The organism is Mesobacillus jeotgali (genome assembly GCF_014856545.2).
GTDB lineage: Bacteria > Bacillota > Bacilli > Bacillales > Cytobacillaceae > Mesobacillus.
Window position 1 is genome coordinate 861,271 of sequence record NZ_CP109811.1, and the last position, 21,385, is coordinate 882,655.

Below are 21,385 nucleotides of genomic sequence, written 5' to 3' on the forward strand. Positions count from 1 at the left end.
TGGTTGTACAACCATCTTTCCACGTCCGTCAAAAAAAGTCAATTACAAATCCGGCGTCTTTCGGACACCGGATTGTGATCAGGCACTATATGTGTTTGCTTCGTTCTTTTCTTCTTTAATCGCATTCAGGATATTCCTGGTTTCAACAACCACCACACCGGATAACCCGAGAAGACCAATCAGGTTCGGGAAGGCCATCAACCCGTTCATGACATCGGCAATGCCCCATACAATTTCTAGCTGGGAAATTGCTCCGATGAATACAGCTGCGACAAACGCGATTCGATAGTAAAACACGACCTTTTTGCTGAATAGATACGAGAAACACTTTTCCCCGTAATAAGACCAGCCGATGATTGTCGATGATGCGAAGAACAACAATCCGACCGCAACGATTACAGAGCCGGTCTGGCCAAGGAACTTGCCGAAGGTCGCTGAAGTAAGGTCGGCTGCTGTTGTATCTCCTGTGTACAGTCCGCCCATGACAATGGTAATTCCCGTAATTGAACAGATGACGATGGTATCAATGAACACCTGGGTCATCGATACAAGTGCCTGTCGTCCAGGTAAGTCTGTCTTGGCTGCCGCAGCAGCAATCGGTGCGGAACCAAGTCCTGCTTCGTTTGAGAAGACACCACGGGCAACACCCATCCGGATGACTGTACCGAGCGCACCGCCTGCCACAGCCTCTCCAGTGAAGGCATCTGTAAAAATAAGTGCAACGGCAGCTGGCACAAGGTCAAAGTTCATGATCATGACCACAAGGCCAGCAAGAAGGTAAAATGCTGCCATCACTGGTACGAAAAGAGCAGTGACTTTTCCGATGCTTTTGATTCCGCCAATCAAGGCAAGTGCAGTGAAGATCGTCAGTACAAGACCAGTTACCCAGGCAGGCACTGAAAATGTTGATTGTACGACGCTTGCAACCGAATTTGATTGAACAAGGTTGCCAATCCCAAAAGCAGCTATTGCGCCAAATAATGCGAATAACACACCAAGCCATTTTTGGCCAAGTCCGCGTTCCAAATAATACATTGGACCGCCAGACATCTCGCCATCCTTGTCCTCGACCCGGTATTTAACGGCTAAAACAGCTTCCGCGTATTTCGTCGCCATTCCGAAGAATGCAGTAATCCACATCCAGAATACAGATCCAGGTCCGCCTGTGAAAATCGCTGTTGCGACCCCGGCGATATTTCCGGTGCCTACTGTCGCAGCAAGTGCGGTCATTAATGCCTGGAAATGAGAAATATCTCCTTCCGATTTTTTGTCCTGTTTCTTAGTAAATGCCAGCTTGAGTGAGTAAGGCAGCAGCCTCATTTGCAAGAAGCCAATGCGGAAGGTAAGATAGATCCCCGTCCCAACAAGCAGGATTAATAGAGGTGGGCCCCAAACCCAGCCGCTTATTTTTCCAACCCATTCTTCAAATGTCATAGTGCTCCCCCTTAAAAATTATATTCAGAAAATGTTCTTCAACAAGAATATTCTGATAATTAGGGTTAAGTCAAGCGATATCCATTAGGTAAAACTTAGAAGGGCAGGTGAAATCATACGTGAGCAGCCGTCACTAAGGGATTTTTCCTTTTAAAATATTATTCAACTTTTAAAATTTTTATAGAGTAACTTAATTATGATTTTAATTGGATATTTAAAAAAGTTTTCACAACACTTGCATTAAGTGTTGGCAATCGTGGAAAATGTTAGTTAGGAGGCAGGCAAACAGACCTGCAATACGAAAAGGAAGACTTTAGGAGGAGAAAAAATGGGCAGTTCGAAAAAATTCTGGATGGGCATGGTTTTAGGCGCGATGGCCGGCGGAGCGGTTACTCTTTTGGAAAAATCGACCCGGCAGGCAGTAAAAGAGGATTTCAGCAAGGTATCGAATGGTGTTATGTATGTTGTCAAAAATCCAAATGAATTTATTGAAGACCTGAGGGAAACAGCGAATAAAGTGCGGACTACCGTGGAACAAGTAACAGAGGACGTGGCTTTTATCACCGAGAAGGTCGAAGAAATAAAGGATGTACCGCCTCAGGTTACTGAGCTTGTAAAAGATACAAAAGAAACGCTGAGGAAGATTGCCGCATCTGGGCAAACACAGCAGCATATAGATGAAAAAGAATAATGATTGACAAGCCCATGACAGGACAAGGAAAGCATAAATGAGGTGAATCAATGGTTGATATATCATTTTTCAGGCATATGTGGCAGAGGATACAGGAGGACGATGTTCCGGCACTTGCCGCGCAGCTTGCATATTTCTTTTTGCTCTCCTTGTTTCCGCTGTTGATCTTTTTGGTCACATTGGTCCCTTATTTGCCCATTTCAGAAGTGGATATCCTCGGTTTTTTTGATGATTATGCTCCAGGTGAATCGATGGAACTGATTAAGAAAAGTCTGGAGGATATCATGAAAAAAGACGGGAAATTGCTGAGCTTTGGTTTATTGGCGACAATTTGGTCAGCCTCGAATGGGATCAATGCAATTGTCAGGGCATTTAACCGTGCATACCGGGTAGAAGAGACCAGGTCGTTTATCGTGAGCAGATTTATGGCGATCTTTTTGACATTTGCGATGATTTTTGTGTTTCTGGTCGCTTTGATCCTGCCGGTGTTCGGAAAAGAAATCGGCAGCTGGCTTTTTGCGAATTTCGGACTGAAAGAAGAATTCCTTTACGTCTGGAATATGCTTCGCTGGGTGATCAGTATTTTGATTTTATTCATTGTTTTTCTTGGCCTGTACTGGATTGCTCCCAACAAGAAGCTCACCTGCGTGAGCGGTATACCGGGATCGATTTTTGCGACCGGAGGATGGGTTCTTGTATCTCTGGGCTTCTCCTACTATGTCAGCAACTTTGCTTCCTACACTGCTACTTACGGCAGTATCGGAGCAATCATCGTCCTGTTGATTTGGCTCTATTTGTCCGCATACATCATCATCATCGGCGGAGAAATCAATGCTTATTACAGTGAAAAGAAAGCAGGCTGCTGATGCCATTATTTATCCTGAAATTACCTCAGGTAACCTCTGCTTTTTTAGCAGAAGATACTGTAGAGGCTTGCTCCTCACTTCTTATGAACAGGGGGAATTCAGGATGGCAAAGAAGACGAAAAAAGACGGAAGCACGAAGCAGAAAGGCAAGAGCAACCACAGCCAAAAAACATCCGGTTCAGCAAACGGATCAAACGGATATCACTAATGGAAAAGCGCCCCACTCGAGGGGCGCTTTTCTGTTGCGGAAGTGCTTATGGATATAAGCGGAGAAATGACGGACAGAAATCGGTGGAAACAAAGAAAAAGTGTCCGTCATCAGAGCGATGATGGACAGAAATGGTTGGAAACAAAGAAAAAGTGTCCGTCATCAGAGCGATGACGGACAGAAATCGGTGGAAACAAAGAAAAAGTGTCCGTCATCAGAGCGATGATGGACAGAAATGGTTGGAAACAAAGAAAACGGACAGAAATCGGAAGAAACAGAGAAAAAGTGTCCGTCATCAGAGCGATGATGGACAGAAATGGATGGAAACAATGAAAAACTGTCCATCATCAGGGCTATGATGGACAGAAATCGGAAGAAACAGAGAAAAAGTGTCCATCATTAGAGAAATGACGGACAGAAATCGGTTGAAACAAAGAAAAAGTGTTCGTCATCAGACTCATGACGGACAGAAATCGATGAAACCAGAGAAAAAGTGTCCATCACCATTCAAGCAACATTGTCCATCCGTCCACAAGAAAAAAACTCCCACTGGATTTTCCCAGTGGGAGCTATATTACTTCAACAGCCTCAAGCTATTTAATATAACCAGAATCGTACTGCCTTCATGGCCGATGACGCCGTATGGCAGGTCGAGCAGCTGCAGGAAGTTTGATGCGATCAGCACCATGATGACCAAAATCGAAAATACGATGTTTTGTTTGACGATCCGGTTCATTCGGCGTGACAGGTTGATGGCTTCGGCGATCTTTGGAAGATCGTTTTTCATCAGGACGACGTCCGCTGTTTCCAGGGCGACATCAGAACCTTCGCCCATTGCGATGCCTACGTTCGCGGTTGCGAGTGCCGGCGCGTCGTTAATGCCGTCTCCAACCATGGCAACCTGGCCATATTGTTCTTTCAACTTCTTCAATTCCTGCACCTTTGTTTCAGGCAGGCATTCAGCAATATATCCTTCCACATGGCTTTCGGCAGCGATTGCCTTTCCAGTGTTTTGGCTGTCGCCTGTGAGCATGACGGTGTAGATGCCTCCTGACTTCAACAGGTCGATTGCCTGTTTCGTTTCTTCACGGACAACGTCTTTCAAAGCAATCAAACCCGCAAGCATCCCATTCCGTTCAATAAAAACGATCGTCTTTCCTTGTGCTGCTAGCTTTACCGCTGCTCCGCCAGAAAATGCTTCAGCGGCGGTCCTTCCTACAAAGTCGGCTTTTCCGATTTTCCAATCATCATTTTCAAAATGAGCCTTCACGCCCCAGCCTGATACATCCTCAATGCTTTCTGGGTGAACCAGCTCCTTGCCAAGCTTCTCCTTTGAGTGTTTCACGATTGCGTTGGCCAAAGGGTGGTTGGAGTGGCTTTCAATCGATGCTGCTTTGAGAAGCACTTCATCAGGATCCAATCCCTCCGCTACAATCACATCCGTCACTTCCGGCTTACCCTTCGTCAGTGTTCCTGTTTTATCAAAAGCAATGGCCTTAAGGTGGCTTAGATTTTCCAGGTGGACGCCGCCCTTAAACAAGATTCCGTGCTTCGCGCCATTCGATATCGCGGATAAAGTAGCAGGCATGATCGAGGCAACGAGTGCACATGGTGAAGCGACGACAAGCAAGATCATCGCGCGGTAAAATGTTTCTGTCCAGCTCCAGCCCAGGAGATAATGCGGAACAAACATCATAAGCACAACCACTGCCAGAACAACTTTTACGTAAGTGCCCTCAAACCGTTCAATGAACAGCTGGGAAGGCGACTTTTCACTTTGCGCATTCTGTACGAGCTGGATAATTTTTTGGAACAGGGTTTCGTCATTCCGTTTTGTGATTTCAACGGTAAGTGATCCGGTCAGGTTGACTGTACCGGCAAAAACATCGTCACCGGAATCCTTTGAAACCGGAATTGATTCCCCGGTGATGGCAGCCTGGTCAATCGTGGTCTGCCCCCTGGCTACTTTTCCGTCAGATGGAATTCTTTCACCTGGTTTCACCAAAATCAAGTCGCCAATTTCAAGCTCTGAAACATGCACTCTTTCCTCAACGCCATCCGTAATCCTCAAGGCTTCCTCCGGCTGCAGCTCCATCAAAGAGGAAATTTCCTTATGGCTTTTGTTCATCGTATACGTTTCAAGCGCTCCGCTCATCGCAAAAATGAAAATCAAAATTGCGCCTTCTGTCCAGTAACCAATGATGGCCGAGCCAATCGCAGCAAAAATCATCAACATCTCGACGTTCAATTCTTTGTCTTCGATTGTGGCTTCAATACCTTCCTTCGCTTTAGCGAAACCTCCGATTACATAGGCCAGGATAAAAGCGATGACAGCTGCCGTTTGTGAATCTCCCTTGCTTAAAATCCAGCCTAAAACGATCAGGATTCCGCTGATACCGGCGGCGATCAGTTCTGCGTGAGGCTGTATTTTTTCCAAAAAGCTTAATTCAGGAACCGAGTTTTTCTTTGCTAATGCATTTGCTCCCTGTGCCATCCTTTTCTCCTCCTTTGAATCTCTAAATGATATTAATAATCACAATCAATCCCCTTAAAAAACACGAAAGCTGCCACCAAATTGGTGACAGCGAGAATCCAAGTCAAAAAATACATATTGTGTTCACTATTATGTTACCATACAATATATGCTTTTTGAAAGAATAATGCGTCTGTCTAAGGAGATAGTTTAATGACAACAAAAGACTTTTTTACCCACCCGCTTGGAATTGCTGTTTCGGCTGTCGGTGCGACCTTCCTATGGGGAAGTGCGTTCCCGTTCATAAAGCTGAGCTATAACAGCCTTGATATCAGGCCGGAAGAGATGGGTGAGCAAATGCTGTTCGCAGGATACCGTTTCCTGCTTGCCGGGCTGCTGATCCTGATCATGTTCCTCCTTTTGAAAAGGAATATGAGATTCAGGCCGGAAACGACCAAGTCTCTTCTGAAAATTGGCCTGTTCCAGACGTTTTTACAATATGTCCTGTTTTATATCGGACTTAGTTATTCCACCGGAATCCAGGGATCGATCATTGCCGGAACAACTTCGTTTTTCCAGATCCTGCTCGCGCATTTTCTTTACCCTGATGACAGGATGAGCCGTTTGAAGGTAGCTGGATTGATGGTCGGTTTCACCGGAGTCATCTTCGCAAACTGGCCTAATGGGGATTATGAAATCAGCTTTGGCATCGGAGAGATCCTGCTGATGGGAGCGATGATGGCTGGTGCCTATGGAAATATCCTCGCCAAACAGGGAAGCGGAAAGATGGAGGTCATTTATTTAACAGCTTACCAGATGATTTTGGGCTCCCTGGGTTTGATTGCGATTGGAGCTTTTTCAGTGGGACTTGTTCCATTCGATTTCGACCTTAAGTCTGGTTTGATGCTCCTTTATCTGGCATTCCTATCAGCAGCAGGCTTTATTTTATGGAACAATGTCATGAAATACAACCAGGTCGGCAAAGTGTCATTGTACCTGTTCCTAGTCCCGGTCTTCGGCGTGATATTATCAGCAGTCTTGCTTGCTGAACCAATCCATTACTTTGTAATAGCCGGGTTAATATTTGTGGTCGTCGGCATCGTTTTAGTCAACCGGCCCGCGCGTAAAAGAAACAGCCTCCCTGCGAAATAGGGAGGCTGTTTTGCATTGTTTAGAAAATCGAACAGAGCGCTTGCGCTTTTCTTATTACACAGAGTTTGCCTGTTGTGTCGAACCATCATGCCGGACCGCAACAAGGGCGATGAAAATCAACAGCAGCATCGTGCTGATCACATAAAAGAAGCTGATGCCTTTCAGCCACTGTATCGCCAGTCCGCCAATGAACGGACCGCTGATGCTGCCAAAGCTGAAGAAGATCCCGCACATTAAATTACCTGCCGGAAGCAGCTGTTTCGGCAGCAAATCGGCCATATAGCTGATGCCGAGAGAGAAAGTGGAACCTACCACCGTTCCCGCTAAAAAGAAGCAAATAAGCAGACCGATTGTTGAATTCTCGAGCAAGCCAGCGGCGGTAAAGCTGATGAAACCGGCTAACGTGACGACGATCAAAACATTCCTCCGGCCGAGTTTATCGCTCAATACGCCTAATGGAAGCTGGGAAAGGATCCCGCCGATTGCAAATGCCGGAAGCAGGAGTGCTACTGCATCAACGCCGATGCCAGATCTCATGGCGTAGACAGGGAAGTTGCCATTTAGGCTCGCTTCCAAAAATCCATAGCCAAATGGAGGAAGGAATGCGACCCAGGCATATTTAAATACTTTTCCAAACCTTTTCATGGTCCCGAAGAAAGAACTGCTGTCAGTATCATGTTCAGGACGCTCGTTATTCAGCAGCCAGACGGTGAGCCATGCGGCAAGGCTGATAGCGGAAGAAATAATGAAAGGCAGCGTCGTGTTTATTTTTACAAAGCCTGTCATCAATGGGCCAGCCGCGAAGCCCAATCCGAAAAACAATCCATAGAGCGAGATATTCCTTCCAAGTCGGTTTTTAGGCGAAAAGGAAGTAATCCACGTCTGTGTCGCAAAATGAAGCATGTGATCGCCAATCCCGATCGCCAGCCTCAGCAGAAACCAGAACCAGAATGATTTCCATAATGGAAACAGGGCAAGTGAGATGGCTACGGTAAAACCGCCGATGAGAATGATGGGCTTGTAACCAAATCGGCGGAGCGGAGCCTCCATCAATGGCGAGGCAATCAATATTCCCAGATACAAGCCTGTGGCATGAAAGCCGTTCATCGAGGATGACACACCATCCTGCTCAAAAATAATTGCAATCAGTGGAAGCAGCATTCCCTGTGAAAAACCTGAAATCGCAACAATGCTGACTAAAATCCAGAAACGAAGCTTAATACTTATATTCATATGATAAAATCTCCCTGAGTACTTAATACTCTTTAGATGTTAACGATATAAAATTTTATGTGCAACGGTTTTTATTTTTAATTACGGAAAAAATAGTGTAATCTCATGGTAATAGTCAAATATAACTGGTTGATCAGAGGGAGAGAGTAACATGGAATTCAAAATGAAACCGGATGTAGGTTTTTATACAGAAACAGGTTTTGGCAGGCTTGATGTAGCTGGTGATGATCAGTATGGTTTCAGACCCTACCAGCTGCTCGTATCATCAGTGGCGGTGTGCAGCGGCGGAGTTCTTCGCAAGGTACTCGAAAAAATGAGGATGGACATCAAGGATATTCATATCCAGGCTGATGCTGAACGTGTCGAGGAGGAAGCGAACAGAGTAAGCAAGATAACGGTCCATTTCCGCATTTCCGGCAACAATCTCGATGAAAAGAAAATCGAAAAAGCAATAGCTTTGACAAGAAAAAACTGTTCAATGGTTCAATCCGTAGTTGGCAGCATTGAGGTTGAGGAAACGTTTGAAATCGTTCAATAAAAAGCCAAAAATGCGAGTTACACCTTTAATACAATATGCTATAATGAGTATTGGATTTTGTCTGTCTTAATATAATAGAAACAATGAACTCTGTTCCGGGAGGACAGGGTTCTTTTTTCGCTGTATGGAACAAAAATTCTACGAGCGATCCTGTGTTAGTTAGGAACTGTTCAAACTTAAATACCTATAGAACGGTTAAATAAGAAGGAGAATATGTAATATGGCTTTTGTATATCGCACTCTATTTTACATCATCGGGTTAGTCATTCTGTCTTTTGGAGTATCGATGACCATTAAAGCTGGATTGGGAACGGGCGCCTGGGATGCACTTAACGTCGGTTTATCAAAAACTGTGGGGCTTACACCTGGCAGCTGGGTTGTGATTGTTGGAATTGTTATGATTTTCGTCAATGCAGCTCTAGTAAAAAGACGTCCGGATGTGGCTGCGATCATCACGCTTCTCATCACCGGTGTGCTGATCGACTTCTGGCTTCTGCGTGTGTTTGATGATCTGGTTGTAACCGGCTATGCAAAACAATTTGCCATCTTTGTATTGGGGATGGTCGCGCTCAGCTTTGGACTGGCCGTATATCTGCAGCCGAAGTTCCCGTTAATCCCGATAGACAATTTCATGATGGCGTTAAGGGAGCGGTTTGGTCTCAACCTGATGGTAGCCAAAACGCTTGGTGAAGTATTTGCCTTGTCCGCTGCATTCATTTTCAAAGGACCCATCGGAATCGGTACATTGATTGTAACGTTCGCAATTGGCCCGCTGATCCAATTGTTCTACCCTTACTGTGAAAAACTTTATAATAAGCTGCTCACGTCTGCACGATGATTTTTGAGGCTCTGTCATGGACAGGGCCTTTCATTATGCCTATATAACCACAAACTTTCCGAAAGCATCTTAAACTTTGGATAAAGTTAATCATCTCCGAAAACACTATAAACAAACTTATAAGTTTCCTGTAGTGAAAGGAGAAAACAACACCAATGAAAAAAACAGCAGCTATCCTTGTTATGACGATTGTTTTCATGATGTCCATTTTAGCGCCTGGGTTTGCTGAGGAAGGGAAAGGCAAAAAGGCTCCGCAGCCTAAGCAGGCGGAAAAGGCAAAGTATACAATTCCGAATTCAGTTATGAATATCACAAAGGATAATACCTATCCAAACCCGACGGAGGATTTACCTTTTCTTCAGCCAAGCGAACTGACGAAGAATCTATTGAAAACGTCAAAAGTGAAGATTGAGAATCCTGATTTGATCCGAATGCTGAATGAAACTTCCATTAACAGCACTCCTTTTGCAATTGGCTATCGCGCGATTGTTTACCTTGGGGAGTGGCCGTTGAATTATGTATCGACAGAAACTTCACCGAACTGGGAGTTCCAGAAAATCAATACGAACTACTATGATAATCGCGGCGGGAATTCTATTTATCAAATCCATTATGTACAGGAACAGCAAAAGGTTGTAAAGGGCGGCCTTACAGCAAAAATCAACAACGCTGAAGATGTGCAGAAAATGATGCTTTTAAAAGCAGCGAAGAAAACAGGATTGCCTCTTGCGTTTGAAACGATTGTCGGCGCTGGTACGAAAAAAGATCATATCTATAATATCCAGCCTAAACGCCTCGGTTATCTTTATGCTTATGCCCCGGCAATCAATGAAAAGGGCAAGGTAACATATGGCGAGGTCTATTTGATGCTAAAAGGGAGCAAGAAATTCATCGTCGTCAAAAATGTTGTCTCGCAAGGGATTGGAGCATGGATCCCGGTTCAGGATCATGTCAGTTTCGGTTTTGTTTCCAGCGAAAGACCGAGATAAATATCAAACAATAGAGCCTTATTCCTTTAAAAGGAGTAAGGTTCTTTTTTGTTTATAGTAATTTTTTCCTCTTGACAAAAGGTAGATATATCCTGTTTATCAGTTGTCCGACCCGGGAATTAGATAGACATAACAAATAAAAACACCAAACATTAAAGGAGGAAATATATTATGTCTGGAAATATTCTTGATAACAATCAAAACTCAATGGGTAACACATCAAACTCATACAATATGAACAACAATATGTACAGTTCTTCAACGGAAAATGCAACGTATGATACTACAACTGGCACAACGACGTATGCAAGCACAACTTCAGGTGATTCGTATTCTAACAATTCTTCAATGGGCGGTTACTCAAGCAGCTACGGAGTAAACAGCTCAAGTAACTCCAGTTCATCAAACGGCAAGCTTATGAAGGGTGTGCTAATCGGCGCTGCCATTGGCGGTGCGATGGCAATGCTTGATTCGAACACTCGTACAAAGGTGAAGGATAAGGCTGTCAATGCAAAAGACACTTCAATGAATGTAATCAGCGAAGTCAAAAACAATCCTTCTGATGTAAAGGAACAAATGATGAGCAGCTTCAAGGAAGCATCTAGCATCCTAAAAGAAGCAATCAGTGACGCTCAAAACCTTTACCAGCGCCTGAATGATGATGTGTTCAGCAAGATGGGTGACGCTAAATCCATTTCTGGAGATGCGGTCTCTACTGTGATGAACGCAAAAGAAGACTTGAAGGACGTTGGCTCAAAAGTGAAGGAGGCGGGTTCTGTCGCAATGGACAACCCAGTGGTGAACTCTGCGTCTGAATCAAGCTCTACAAACTCCGGTACAGGTACAAATGGTGCCGCGGACGCATATGCTACAGGCATGGAGAGCAAGCCTTCTGATACAACAGGTTTAGGTAATACTTCTAACACCTTTACTGTATCGCCTGAAAACCAGAAGAACGATAACAACCGATAAACTTATGTGGAAAACCAGTCCTGACTTCCAGGACTGGTTTTTTATTGTCTTTTCTCCCATATATTTGTTTGTTTCTATATTTCGATAAGGGGGTAGTTATAAGTACAAGTAGTAACTTGGGAGGTAACAGCCAATGGATAAGGAATTTAAACCACGCTCGGACAAGTGTGATTATGATAGAGAAACAGCAACAGGGAAAATCGCGATGGCAGCTTCGGCTCATCCGATCGCCACGAATGCCGGGGAGAAAATCCTTCGTGAAGGCGGCAATGCGATTGATGCAGCTATCGCAATCCAATTCGGCCTGAATGTCGGGGAACCGATGATGACTGGCATTGGGGGCAGCGGCTTTTTTATGGTCTATCATGCCGAAAGCAAGACAACGAAAATTTTTGATGGTCATACTAGAGCTCCAAAAGCAGCACATGCTGAACTTTTTTTAGATGATAAGGGAGAGGTAATTCCGTTTAAAGAAAGGTCGACACACGCAATTGGAGTTGGTGTTCCTGGAATCCTGAAAGCAATGGAAGCGGCAAGGAAGGAATATGGAACAAAGCCGCTGGCGGAATTGATTGAACCCGCTGCCCAGGCAGCTGAAAAAGGCGTGGAGGTTAACTGGGTGATGGAAGAAATCCTCAACACCTTTGATTACCGCCTTGGCGATCATGCGAGGGAATTGTTTCAGCCTGGAGGCAAGTCCCTAAAGGAAGGGGATGTATACCAGAAGGAGCATCTTGCGAAAACATTCCGCATCCTTCAGCGCGATGGCATCGAAGCCTTTTATGAAGGGGAGATCGGGGAGGCTCTTATCTCAACCCTAAAAGAACTTGGCGGGATCATGGAAATGTCTGATCTTAGAGACTATGAAATCACAGTTGATGAACCCGTTTGGGGAACGTACCGGGATTATCAGATAGCTTCGTCGAATATGCCTAGTGCCGGCGGAACTACGATGTTGCAAATTCTAAAATTGCTTGAAGGCTTTGATCTCAGTAAGTATAACGCGAAATCGTGGGAAAAATACTATCTGTTTACTGAAGCAATGAGGATTGCTTTTTCAGATAAAATCGCTTTTTCAGGAGACCCAGATTTTGGAGGTATCCCGTTAGAAGGGTTGCTTAGTGACGAGTATCTTGCAGACCGCCGCAAGCTAATTAATTTCGAACGAAGAAATGACGCAGTTGACTTCGGAAATCCATGGGCTTATACGGATGGGGACGAAATACAGGTGATTCGCCAGCCGTTCGAGCCTGAAAAGGAGAGAAGCGAAACGACCCATTTCACCGTCATGGATAAATGGGGCAATATTGTTGCCTGCACATCTACGGTAGAGCATCCATTTGGTTCTGGAATTATGGTTAAGGACCATGGATTTGTATTAAACAACGAATTGACTGATTTTGATGCGGTCCCGGGCGGCTTGAATGAGATTCAGCCAGGCAAACGTCCGGTAAGCTGCAAGACGCCGACCATTGTATTCAAAAATGATGAACCTGTATTGACACTTGGTTCACCAGGTGGTCCTACGATCATCGGTTCCGTATTCCAGACATTAGTCAATGTTCTTGATTTTGGGATGGACCTTAAAGATGCTATTGAAGAGCCAAGGATTTTTAATAGTACCGGCCCGCTCGTTGGCTGGGAATCTGGAATCAGCATGGAGGCGAAGGGTGAAATGGAATCGAGGGGCTTCGAGTTCGCCGATGGACCATTCCCCCTCGGCAATGTCCAGGCAATCAAGATTGATCGTGAAAAAGGTCTCATCTATGGTGCGGCTGATTCGAGCCGGGAAGGAAAGGCTACTGGGATTGATGAATAGATGAAATAAAAGCAGGCTGATTGTATTCAGCCTGCTTCTTTATTGGTCGACACTAGCCAGAGTATTGGTCTCGGAATCGGATTTTTTTATGACGGAAATGCGGCCGTCTGTTTCGAGTACAACAGCTTCCACTTGATCCATTGAGTTGATTCCGCTAGAACGAGCAGCCTGCAGGATTTCAACTTCCAGCACCCGCTCTTTTATGATATTTTCTTTTAAATATTTGCCTTGATAAAATATTAATTTCGGGTCTGACTTGATTAGCCTCTTAAAGCTGTCTGAGCGTATGGAACTCCAGGCAACTGCATATTGAAGGGCTATTAGAATGAAGAATGCAGTGATCCCCTCTGCTAACGCCACTTTTTTATTTAATAAGATTGTTGCCAGCGTAGAACCAAGTGCAACTGTTACGATTAAGTCGAAAGCATTCATTTTAGAAAGTGTTCTTTTTCCAGATATACGTAACAGTAAAATAAGTGCGGCATATGCGAGTACGCCAACAATCAATGTTCGCCAAATATTATCCCATGAATTAAAAAACATTTAATCACCTCATATATGTTTTTTCCTAAATAAGCCGGGGCAAACATATGGGAAAGGGGGAATACTATCCAATAGATCGGATAAGCCTTATTCCCATGAGGTGTTAACTATTAGCCGTTATATTGCACATTCGCCCATTTTTAGGTAGGATGTTAATGGTAGTGAAAGGAGCGAGAATTTTGGGTAATCCGATAAATGATAAAAATACGCAGGTCGTATTTCTAAAGCAGCGTCTGGATATGTTTGCAGAGCTGCTAGAAGCAATAGATCCAGAGGAAGCAGACCTGGAGGATATCGACCGCATGATCCAGATTGTTGAAGAAATGGACGCAAAATGCCGTGAGTTCAAGCATCGCGAATTGTAAGAGGCCTTAAGCAGGGTCTCTTATTTAGTTTCATTAACTTATCTTTGTCAGCTCCAACGCTTGTCGAGGCTGACCAAGGCGCTTCCGCTTTTGGTTATTTGTAACCGATTCCACTTTCTATCTTTAAATACAAAGGTGATAGGAGTATAATGATATCGGAGAAATTGTTATAAAATTTACACATATAAAGAGCTTTTGAAAGACAAGGGGAGAGGGGAAGTCAGATGAATATCGAAAAGTTTCAGGAAAGCATGTATGAGCTGATTGTTGAAACATCCACGAACCTGCCGAAGGATGTGCGCAGGGCGATCAAGGCGGCGGCGGAGCGTGAAAGCGCAGGAACCCGTTCGGCGATGAGCCTTGATACGATCACTAATAATATTAAAATGGCGGATGATAATGTATCGCCAATCTGCCAGGATACTGGACTGCCAACCTTCAAAATCAAAACGCCGGTTGGCGCGAACCAGCTTGAAATGAAAAAAGCGATTTACAACGCGATTGCTCAGGCAACGAAGGATGGAAAGCTTCGTCCGAACTCTGTAGATTCGCTGACTGGGGACAATAGCGGTGATAACCTTGGCGGCGGCACTCCTGTCATCAAGTTCGAGCAATGGGAAAATGACTATATTGACGCTCGTTTGATCCTTAAGGGCGGCGGCTGTGAAAATAAAAATATCCAGTACAGTCTGCCAACTGAGCTTGAGGGACTTGGACGGGCCGGTCGTGACCTTGACGGTATCCGCAAGTGCATCATGCACTCTGTTTACCAGGCACAGGGACAAGGCTGCAGCGCCGGCTTCATCGGTGTTGGCATCGGCGGCGACCGTTCTTCCGGGTATGACCTTGCGAAAGAGCAGCTGTTCCGTACGGTAGACGATGTGAATTCGCATCCTGACCTTCGCGATCTTGAAGAATATGTAATGGAAAATGCGAACAAGCTTGGAATCGGCACAATGGGACTTGGCGGCGAAACGACGCTTCTTGGCTGCAAAGTCGGTGTCATGAACCGTATTCCTGCAAGCTTCTACGTATCAGTTGCCTATAACTGCTGGGCATACCGACGCCTTGGTGTAGCCGTTAATCCTGAAACAGGGGAAATCAAGGAATGGATGTATCAGGAAGGTGAGAAGATTGACTTCGCACAGCCTGCAGCACAGGAAATTGCGGCAGCTGTTGAAGCACCAGTTGAACAGAATGTTGTCACTCTGACTGCTCCGATCACCGAAGAACAGATTCGTGAACTAAAAGTCGGCGATGTTGTCAGGATCCATGGGATGATGTACACCGGACGCGACGCGATCCATAAGTATCTGTCAGACCATGATTCACCGGTTGATTTGAATGGCCAGATTATCTACCATTGCGGCCCGGTTATGCTAAAGGACGAAGAAGGAAACTGGCACGTGAAGGCTGCCGGCCCGACGACAAGCATCCGCGAGGAGCCTTATCAGGGCGATATCATGAAGAAGTTCGGCATCCGGGCTGTCATCGGCAAAGGCGGAATGGGCGCGAAGACGCTGGCTGCCTTGAAGGAGCATGGCGGTGTTTACCTGAATGCCATCGGCGGAGCTGCCCAGTATTATGCTGACTGCATCAAGTCTGTAGAGGGCGTTGACCTTATGAACTTTGGAATTCCTGAAGCAATGTGGCACCTGAACGTCGAAGGCTTTACTGCCGTCGTCACGATGGACTCACATGGAAACAGCCTGCACGAGGATGTTGAGAAATCATCCCTTGAAAAATTGGCACAGTTCGCTGATCGAGTTTACAAATAATACCAACAAAAGGAGACTCGCTTTGAGAGTCTCCTTTTATATTGTCTAGCTGCGGCTCATGTATCCTTGAGATGCTTGTAAGCGTTGGACTGTCGCTTTCGCTTTTCTATTTCTTCTGTTTTGCCAGCTGGTCTCGGTCCACATTGCCTGGAGGGCTTTCCATCCACTCATTTTCGATTTGAATATTTCCCCCATCTTCAGCGAAATTCGCTGTCTCCATCAGGAATCTTGCGTAGGTCGACCCCAGATCATGCCGCGGGCTTACTGCCATAGAATCCCCAAAGTTACGCACCTTTGCGGAAGACAGATTTGAAATATGGAAGAGCATCAGTTTATCAGAGTATGGAGCCTCAGTAGAATCGGTAATCATAAACTGGCTTGGGATCGAAACAGGCAAGTCTTCTTTATACATGATTTGGGAAAGTGTGTTGTGCTGTTTGATATTGATTTTTTTCCCTCGTAAAAAATAATTCCTTACTTCTTCATTCTTAGCCACCTGGCTGAATCCCATGACAAGGATCGTTTTGATTGCATTGACCTGGATGTTCAGGAATAAATGGGTTATTTCCATTGCTGAAAGAGGCCTTTTATCGCCAAAAAAGCCATTAAAAAAGCTTTGTTTTTCAACAATAGATGTCTCTTTCGGTATCGGGATGTATGGCGGCCTGACATGCAATCCCTTCCTTAGCATCATTTCAGTTACCTTATTTGAAAGATTAAGCGTAGAAATTTGGATATTCGTGATTGAATGGCGCAGGTCCATCTTCGAGAAACCAGGCAGAGCAACGCTGTAATAGAGCGCCCCATATTTGACCATCATATCAAGATAGTTCAGGTAAAAACTATCTGAAAACAGCCTTGGAGCCTGTTCGTTCACGTCCGCTCCTGAAAATCCATTTGGTATTGCCATTCCTTCGGTTTTAAATAGTTCTTCCAGTTCCGAGAGGATCTTCTTGCTCAATTGATCCGCCGATACCATGCAATCCTTAATCTCCTCGTCTTCCACGTTCAATAGAAAATGCCGGAACATGCAGGCAGCCATTGAGTTAGCCATGTATATATTCCAAAGGTTGCCGACTTCACCAGATGTCCAATTGATTTTTTGTTCTTCTGACATAGCTTTCTCCTTAGTGTTTTGTATGTTTTTACTATTCGCCATTTATTTTGAGATATACTTATAAGAATTTTTTTGACAAGCTGACGAACACTAAGGAAAAACATCAATGGAGGAACATCATGAAAAAGATACTTAAAATTTTGCTTGCTTCAGCGATGCTGCTGTTGATTACTTTGCCAGCGACAATTGGTGCGGAGGAAAACTCAAACTCACCATTGCACTGGGGTTTCAAGAAGGGCCGCAACGGAAGGCAGGCAGATGCAGGCAGGATGTTTGAAGTCATCCTTGAAGACCACGGAGCAGTCTACAAAGGCGACAAAAATTCAAAGGATATCTATTTAACCTTCGATAACGGATATGAAAATGGCTATACCGAAAAAATTCTTGATATTTTAAAGGATGAAAAGGTGCCGGCTGCTTTTTTTGTGACAGGGCATTATCTTGAGAGTGCACCCGAGCTTGTTGCCCGAATGGCCAATGAAGGCCATATCATTGGCAATCATTCATGGCACCACCCTGACATGACAAAAATCAGTGATGAGAAAATTAAAAAGGAACTGGAAATGGTCAGGGCTGAAACGGAAAGAATTACTGGGAAAAAGCATATGGCGTATTTGCGTCCGCCGCGCGGAATTTTCAGCGAAAAGACGATGGCAGTCGCGAAGGAAGCCGGCTACACCCATGTATTCTGGTCGCTCGCCTTCGTTGACTGGAATACCGACCAGCAAAAAGGCGCTCAATACTCTTATGATAAAATCATGACGCAGATCCACCCTGGCGCAGTCCTGCTGCTGCATACGGTATCAAAGGACAATGCTGATGCTCTTGGAAAAGTAATCAGGGATTTAAAAGAACAAGGCTACAAATTTAAAAGCCTGGATGATCTGATGCTAAGCAAAGGCGGAATGAAAGACCCGATGTTGTACTAGTGAGTTTGTTTGTCCCGGTACCTTTTTTCTGGGTGCCGGGATTTTGTAATTGGAAAAAAACCTTGATAATTTCCAATTCGCTATAAAAACGAAAAAGTCGCTATATAAATGGAAAAGTCGCTATAAAAACAAAAAAGTCGCTATATAAATGGAAAACTCGCTATATAAAAGAAAAACTCGCTATATTATTATTTTTTCCGTTATAAAAACAACAGTACCCCCAATTCTTAACTTAATTTCAAACAAACAAATACAGTTTCCCATTAATTAATCCCCTATTTTCGTAAAAATCCTGCGAAAATGCTATAATACGGGGAAAATATTAAAGGGCGGTTTGTATATGTGGGAAGAAAAAGTGTCATTTTCAGGACCATATGATTTTGATCTTGCTTTAAGCAGGCTGGCGCTTGACCCTTTGCATTGTATTGATACCGAAAAGCGGCTTGTTAAGATTCCGCTTTCTTTTAACAATAAAAAAATCGTTGCAGAAGTCATCGGAACTGGGACTTTGGAAAACCCAGAATTCCTCATCCGTGCGGACAACGAAAAAGAAAAGACGCTCGAGCGACTGTCCGAAATTTTTCAGTGGGATGTGAAATTGATCCAGATTCATGAGCATTTCCAGACGACCGAGTTAAAAACCTTGTTCAATGAACATTATGGCACTCCGCTCGTCCTGGAATTTGACCCGTTCTCGAGTTTGCTCAAGAGCATTATCCATCAACAGGTCAACCTTAAATTCGCTTTTACTTTGACTGAAAGGTTCGTGAAATCTTTCGGCGAGGAACTGGATGGCGTTTGGTTTTATCCGTCCCCTGAAAAAGTGGCGCAGCTTTCGGTTGAACAGCTGCGCGAATTGCAATTCAGTGGACGGAAGGCAGAGTATGTAATCGGAATCGCCGAACTGGCAGCATCCGGTCAGCTTGATTTTGAAAAAATGAAATCGAAATCTGATGCAGAAGTGGCACAGGAATTGATCAAAATTCGCGGCGTCGGTCCATGGACCGTTGAGAACTTCCTTATGTTCGCGCTTGGGCGGCCGAACCTGTTCCCGATGGGGGACATTGGCATTCAAAATGCGCTGAAGAAATACTTCAATCTGGATGAAAAGCCGACTCCAGCACAGATGGAAAAGTATAAAGAACCATGGAGTCCTTATTTAAGCTATGCTTCGCTCTATTTATGGAGAAGCATTGAATAATTGGAGTGAAGTTTTATGAAAAAAGAGCAGCAATTAAAAGAAGATAAACGCACCAATAAAGGTCAATATTTAAAAGAGGATCAGCAGACCAAAAAGGATCAGCACAACAAGAAAGGTCCGCAAGACAAAGCCCAGCACAAAATAGGTGCGCAAAGTAAAGCCCAGCACAAAACAGGCCCGCAAAGTAAAGGCCAATATAAGAAAATGGGCCAGCAAAAAAACAAAGACCAGCAAACTGCAAAGCTAGAGCTGAAGCAAACCTTTCCGCTGACGATCAAGCGTCTTGGCATCAATGGAGAAGGCGTAGGCTATTTTAAGCGCCAGGTCGTGTTTGTGCCGGGTGCCCTGCCGGGTGAGGAAATTGTCGCGGAGGCGACAAAGGTCCACCCTAAGTTTGCTGAGGCGAAAATCAAGAAAATCCGCAAACAATCAGAGCATCGTATCAAACCGCTATGTCCGGTCTACGATCAGTGCGGAGGATGCCAGCTGCAGCATTTGCGCTATGACCAGCAGCTCAATGAAAAGCGGGATATTGTCATCCAGGCTTTGGAGCGCCATACAAAGCTGAAAACTGATGACCTGGATATCCGGCCGACGATTGGCATGGAGAATCCATGGGGTTACAGGAACAAGAGCCAGTTCCAGGTTGGCGAAAAGGACGGAAAAGTGCTTGCCGGCCTATATGGCCTGAACTCCCACAACCTGATCAACATCGAGCAGTGTGCGGTTCAGCATCCGGCAACGACCAAAGCTACAGAGGTTGTAAAAGGAATTCTGCAGGATTTGAAGATTCCGATTTACAATGAGAAAAAGCACAAAGGGCTCGTGCGTACAATCGTTGCGAGAACGGGAGTGCAGACCGGGGAGCTGCAAATTGTCCTGATCACGACCAAGAAAGAGCTGCCGAAAAAGGATATCATCATCCAGGAAATCCAAAAGCGTCTTCCTGAGGTTAACTCGATTGTCCAAAACGTCAATGGGGAAAAAACTTCGGTCATTTTCGGAAACGAAACTGCGACTCTGGAAGGCAGCGATTTTATCCAAGAGACCTTGGGCGACCTGCAGTTTGAACTGTCAGCTCGTACATTCTTCCAGCTGAATCCAGAACAGACTGTCAAACTCTACAATGAAGCGAAAGCAGCTGCCATGCTGACAGGTAAGGAAAAACTTGTGGATGCCTACTGCGGGGTTGGAACGATTGGCTTGTGGATGGCCGATCAGGCCGGCGAGGTCCGCGGAATGGATGTCATTCCGGAATCGATAGAAGATGCAAAGAAAAATGCCATTAAGCATGAAGTGAATCATGCCAGGTTCTATATGGGCAAAGCAGAAGAACTGCTTCCGAAATGGCTGAAGGAAGGCTGGCGTCCGGATGTGATCGTCGTCGATCCGCCGCGTACAGGCTGCGATGACGAATTCCTGAAGACCGTCCTGAAAATCCAGCCGAAAACCTTTGTGTATGTCTCCTGCAATCCTTCAACGCTTGCAAAGGATATCACGACACTGAGCTCAAAATATAAAGTTGAATACATCCAGCCAGTCGATATGTTCCCGCACACTTCACAGATTGAGAGTGTCACGAGACTAGTGCTGAAATAATGAAAGCGCCGGCCCGTATCCAGGGCTGGCGCTTTATCGTAAATTTGATAAACCCTTATTTATAAAGTTGTTGATGATTTCTGCCATCTCCCCAGGTGTTTTATCCATCCCGTTTTCCAGCCAATTTTTTATCACATAAATACTTCCGCTGACAACAAAAATATTGATATATTCAAATGTTTCGCGATCAGATTGGCTGTCTGAAATCCAGTTTTTGAAGATGAATTCCTGGGTGATCATCATTCCTTTTTTCTGGAAGTGGATATCACTGTTTTCGCTTAGGAGTGTCTGGCATACATCACTTTTCTTCGCAATATACTCAAGAATCTTCTCTGTCATCTTTAAAGCTTCTTCTTCTTTGGAAAAGTTATATTGATTAAGCGTTGAAACCATGTCTTCAATGAATTCTTCTTCAATTGCATTCAGCAGGTCATATTGACTGGAGTAATGAGAATAGAATGTGGAGCGGTTGATGTCTGCCTCTTCACAGATTTCTTTGATCGTGATGTTTGAAATGGGCTTATTTTTCAATAATTCCATCAGGCTTTCTTTTAAAACCATCCTGGTATACTTTTTTCGGCGGTCCATTCCCTAACACCCTTCCTTTATCTGTAAAATAGTGACTTAACCAACATAAAGT

20 protein-coding genes are annotated in these 21,385 nt (G+C 44.6%); 14 read left to right on the forward strand and 6 right to left on the reverse strand.

Annotated features, from left to right (window positions below; translation table 11 throughout):
- Window positions 1-78: 78 nt before the first annotated feature.
- The gene (locus FOF60_RS04320; RefSeq protein ID WP_192469606.1) at window positions 79-1,434 is read right to left on the reverse strand and encodes an alanine/glycine:cation symporter family protein; all 1,356 of its coding nucleotides are present in this window, start codon (window positions 1,432-1,434) and stop codon (window positions 79-81) included.
- A 328-nt stretch (window positions 1,435-1,762) separates the two neighbouring features.
- Here FOF60_RS04320 and FOF60_RS04325 point away from each other — a divergent pair, with 328 nt between their 5' ends.
- The 3 genes from FOF60_RS04325 to FOF60_RS04335 all read left to right on the forward strand — a co-directional run bounded on the left by FOF60_RS04325 (window position 1,763) and on the right by FOF60_RS04335 (window position 3,558).
- Window positions 1,763-2,125, forward strand: a complete 363-nt coding sequence (locus FOF60_RS04325) for a YtxH domain-containing protein (RefSeq protein ID WP_192469605.1) — start codon at window positions 1,763-1,765, stop codon at window positions 2,123-2,125.
- Window positions 2,126-2,175: 50 nt separating this feature from the next.
- A complete protein-coding gene (locus FOF60_RS04330; protein WP_192469604.1) occupies window positions 2,176-2,991 on the forward strand; it encodes a YihY/virulence factor BrkB family protein in 816 nt (271 codons plus the stop codon).
- Between the two features lie 339 nt (window positions 2,992-3,330).
- Window positions 3,331-3,558 carry a hypothetical protein gene (locus FOF60_RS04335; protein WP_264647642.1) on the forward strand — a complete coding sequence of 76 codons (228 nt, stop codon included), beginning with the start codon at window positions 3,331-3,333 and terminating at the stop codon, window positions 3,556-3,558.
- A 215-nt stretch (window positions 3,559-3,773) separates the two neighbouring features.
- Here the strand turns inward: FOF60_RS04335 and FOF60_RS04340 are convergent, their stop codons facing one another.
- Window positions 3,774-5,693 (reverse strand): heavy metal translocating P-type ATPase, encoded by a 1,920-nt coding sequence (locus FOF60_RS04340; protein WP_192469603.1) that lies wholly within the window; start codon window positions 5,691-5,693, stop codon window positions 3,774-3,776.
- 192 nt (window positions 5,694-5,885) lie between these two features.
- Between FOF60_RS04340 and FOF60_RS04345 the strand changes: the two genes are divergently transcribed.
- Complete coding sequence (locus tag FOF60_RS04345) at window positions 5,886-6,824, forward strand: DMT family transporter (RefSeq protein ID WP_192469602.1); 939 nt, start codon at window positions 5,886-5,888, stop codon at window positions 6,822-6,824.
- Between the two features lie 54 nt (window positions 6,825-6,878).
- Here FOF60_RS04345 and FOF60_RS04350 read toward each other — a convergent pair whose 3' ends face one another.
- The gene (locus FOF60_RS04350; RefSeq protein WP_192469601.1) at window positions 6,879-8,057 is read right to left on the reverse strand and encodes an MFS transporter; all 1,179 of its coding nucleotides are present in this window, start codon (window positions 8,055-8,057) and stop codon (window positions 6,879-6,881) included.
- A 151-nt stretch (window positions 8,058-8,208) separates the two neighbouring features.
- Between FOF60_RS04350 and FOF60_RS04355 the strand changes: the two genes are divergently transcribed.
- The 5 genes from FOF60_RS04355 to ggt all read left to right on the forward strand — a co-directional run bounded on the left by FOF60_RS04355 (window position 8,209) and on the right by ggt (window position 13,213).
- Entirely contained in the window at window positions 8,209-8,595 is a 387-nt protein-coding gene (locus tag FOF60_RS04355; protein ID WP_192469600.1) for an OsmC family protein, read from the forward strand.
- Window positions 8,596-8,815: 220 nt separating this feature from the next.
- Complete coding sequence (locus FOF60_RS04360) at window positions 8,816-9,433, forward strand: YczE/YyaS/YitT family protein (RefSeq protein ID WP_192469599.1); 618 nt, start codon at window positions 8,816-8,818, stop codon at window positions 9,431-9,433.
- A gap of 155 nt (window positions 9,434-9,588) precedes the next feature.
- Complete coding sequence (locus FOF60_RS04365) at window positions 9,589-10,422, forward strand: YfkD famly protein (protein ID WP_192469598.1); 834 nt, start codon at window positions 9,589-9,591, stop codon at window positions 10,420-10,422.
- Between the two features lie 171 nt (window positions 10,423-10,593).
- Window positions 10,594-11,394: a YtxH domain-containing protein gene (locus FOF60_RS04370; protein ID WP_192469597.1), complete on the forward strand. Its 801-nt coding sequence runs from the start codon at window positions 10,594-10,596 to the stop codon at window positions 11,392-11,394.
- A 133-nt stretch (window positions 11,395-11,527) separates the two neighbouring features.
- Window positions 11,528-13,213 (forward strand): gamma-glutamyltransferase, encoded by a 1,686-nt coding sequence (ggt, locus tag FOF60_RS04375; RefSeq protein ID WP_192469596.1) that lies wholly within the window; start codon window positions 11,528-11,530, stop codon window positions 13,211-13,213.
- Between the two features lie 39 nt (window positions 13,214-13,252).
- On the opposite strand, the gene FOF60_RS04380 is transcribed toward ggt, so the two are convergent.
- Window positions 13,253-13,756, reverse strand: coding sequence for a DUF421 domain-containing protein (locus tag FOF60_RS04380; RefSeq protein WP_192469595.1), 504 nt, complete (start codon window positions 13,754-13,756; stop codon window positions 13,253-13,255).
- Between the two features lie 233 nt (window positions 13,757-13,989).
- On the opposite strand from FOF60_RS04380, the gene FOF60_RS04385 reads away from it, so the two are divergent.
- Both FOF60_RS04385 and FOF60_RS04390 read left to right on the forward strand, forming a co-directional pair.
- Entirely contained in the window at window positions 13,990-14,121 is a 132-nt protein-coding gene (locus FOF60_RS04385) for an SE1561 family protein (protein ID WP_413632885.1), read from the forward strand.
- Between the two features lie 224 nt (window positions 14,122-14,345).
- Window positions 14,346-15,899: a fumarate hydratase gene (locus tag FOF60_RS04390; RefSeq protein WP_225649757.1), complete on the forward strand. Its 1,554-nt coding sequence runs from the start codon at window positions 14,346-14,348 to the stop codon at window positions 15,897-15,899.
- Window positions 15,900-16,005: 106 nt separating this feature from the next.
- On the opposite strand, the gene FOF60_RS04395 is transcribed toward FOF60_RS04390, so the two are convergent.
- Complete coding sequence (locus FOF60_RS04395; RefSeq protein ID WP_192469593.1) at window positions 16,006-17,016, reverse strand: DUF3231 family protein; 1,011 nt, start codon at window positions 17,014-17,016, stop codon at window positions 16,006-16,008.
- Between the two features lie 119 nt (window positions 17,017-17,135).
- Here FOF60_RS04395 and pdaA point away from each other — a divergent pair, with 119 nt between their 5' ends.
- The 3 genes from pdaA (at window position 17,136) to rlmD (ending at window position 20,745) form a co-directional block, all read left to right on the forward strand.
- Window positions 17,136-17,945 (forward strand): delta-lactam-biosynthetic de-N-acetylase, encoded by an 810-nt coding sequence (gene pdaA / locus FOF60_RS04400; protein ID WP_192469592.1) that lies wholly within the window; start codon window positions 17,136-17,138, stop codon window positions 17,943-17,945.
- 340 nt (window positions 17,946-18,285) lie between these two features.
- Entirely contained in the window at window positions 18,286-19,146 is an 861-nt protein-coding gene (locus FOF60_RS04405; protein WP_192469591.1) for a DNA-3-methyladenine glycosylase family protein, read from the forward strand.
- Window positions 19,147-19,350: 204 nt separating this feature from the next.
- Window positions 19,351-20,745, forward strand: coding sequence for a 23S rRNA (uracil(1939)-C(5))-methyltransferase RlmD (gene rlmD, locus FOF60_RS04410; RefSeq protein ID WP_192469892.1), 1,395 nt, complete (start codon window positions 19,351-19,353; stop codon window positions 20,743-20,745).
- A gap of 33 nt (window positions 20,746-20,778) precedes the next feature.
- Here rlmD and FOF60_RS04415 read toward each other — a convergent pair whose 3' ends face one another.
- Window positions 20,779-21,333, reverse strand: coding sequence for a TetR/AcrR family transcriptional regulator (locus FOF60_RS04415; protein WP_192469590.1), 555 nt, complete (start codon window positions 21,331-21,333; stop codon window positions 20,779-20,781).
- Window positions 21,334-21,385 lie beyond the last annotated feature (52 nt).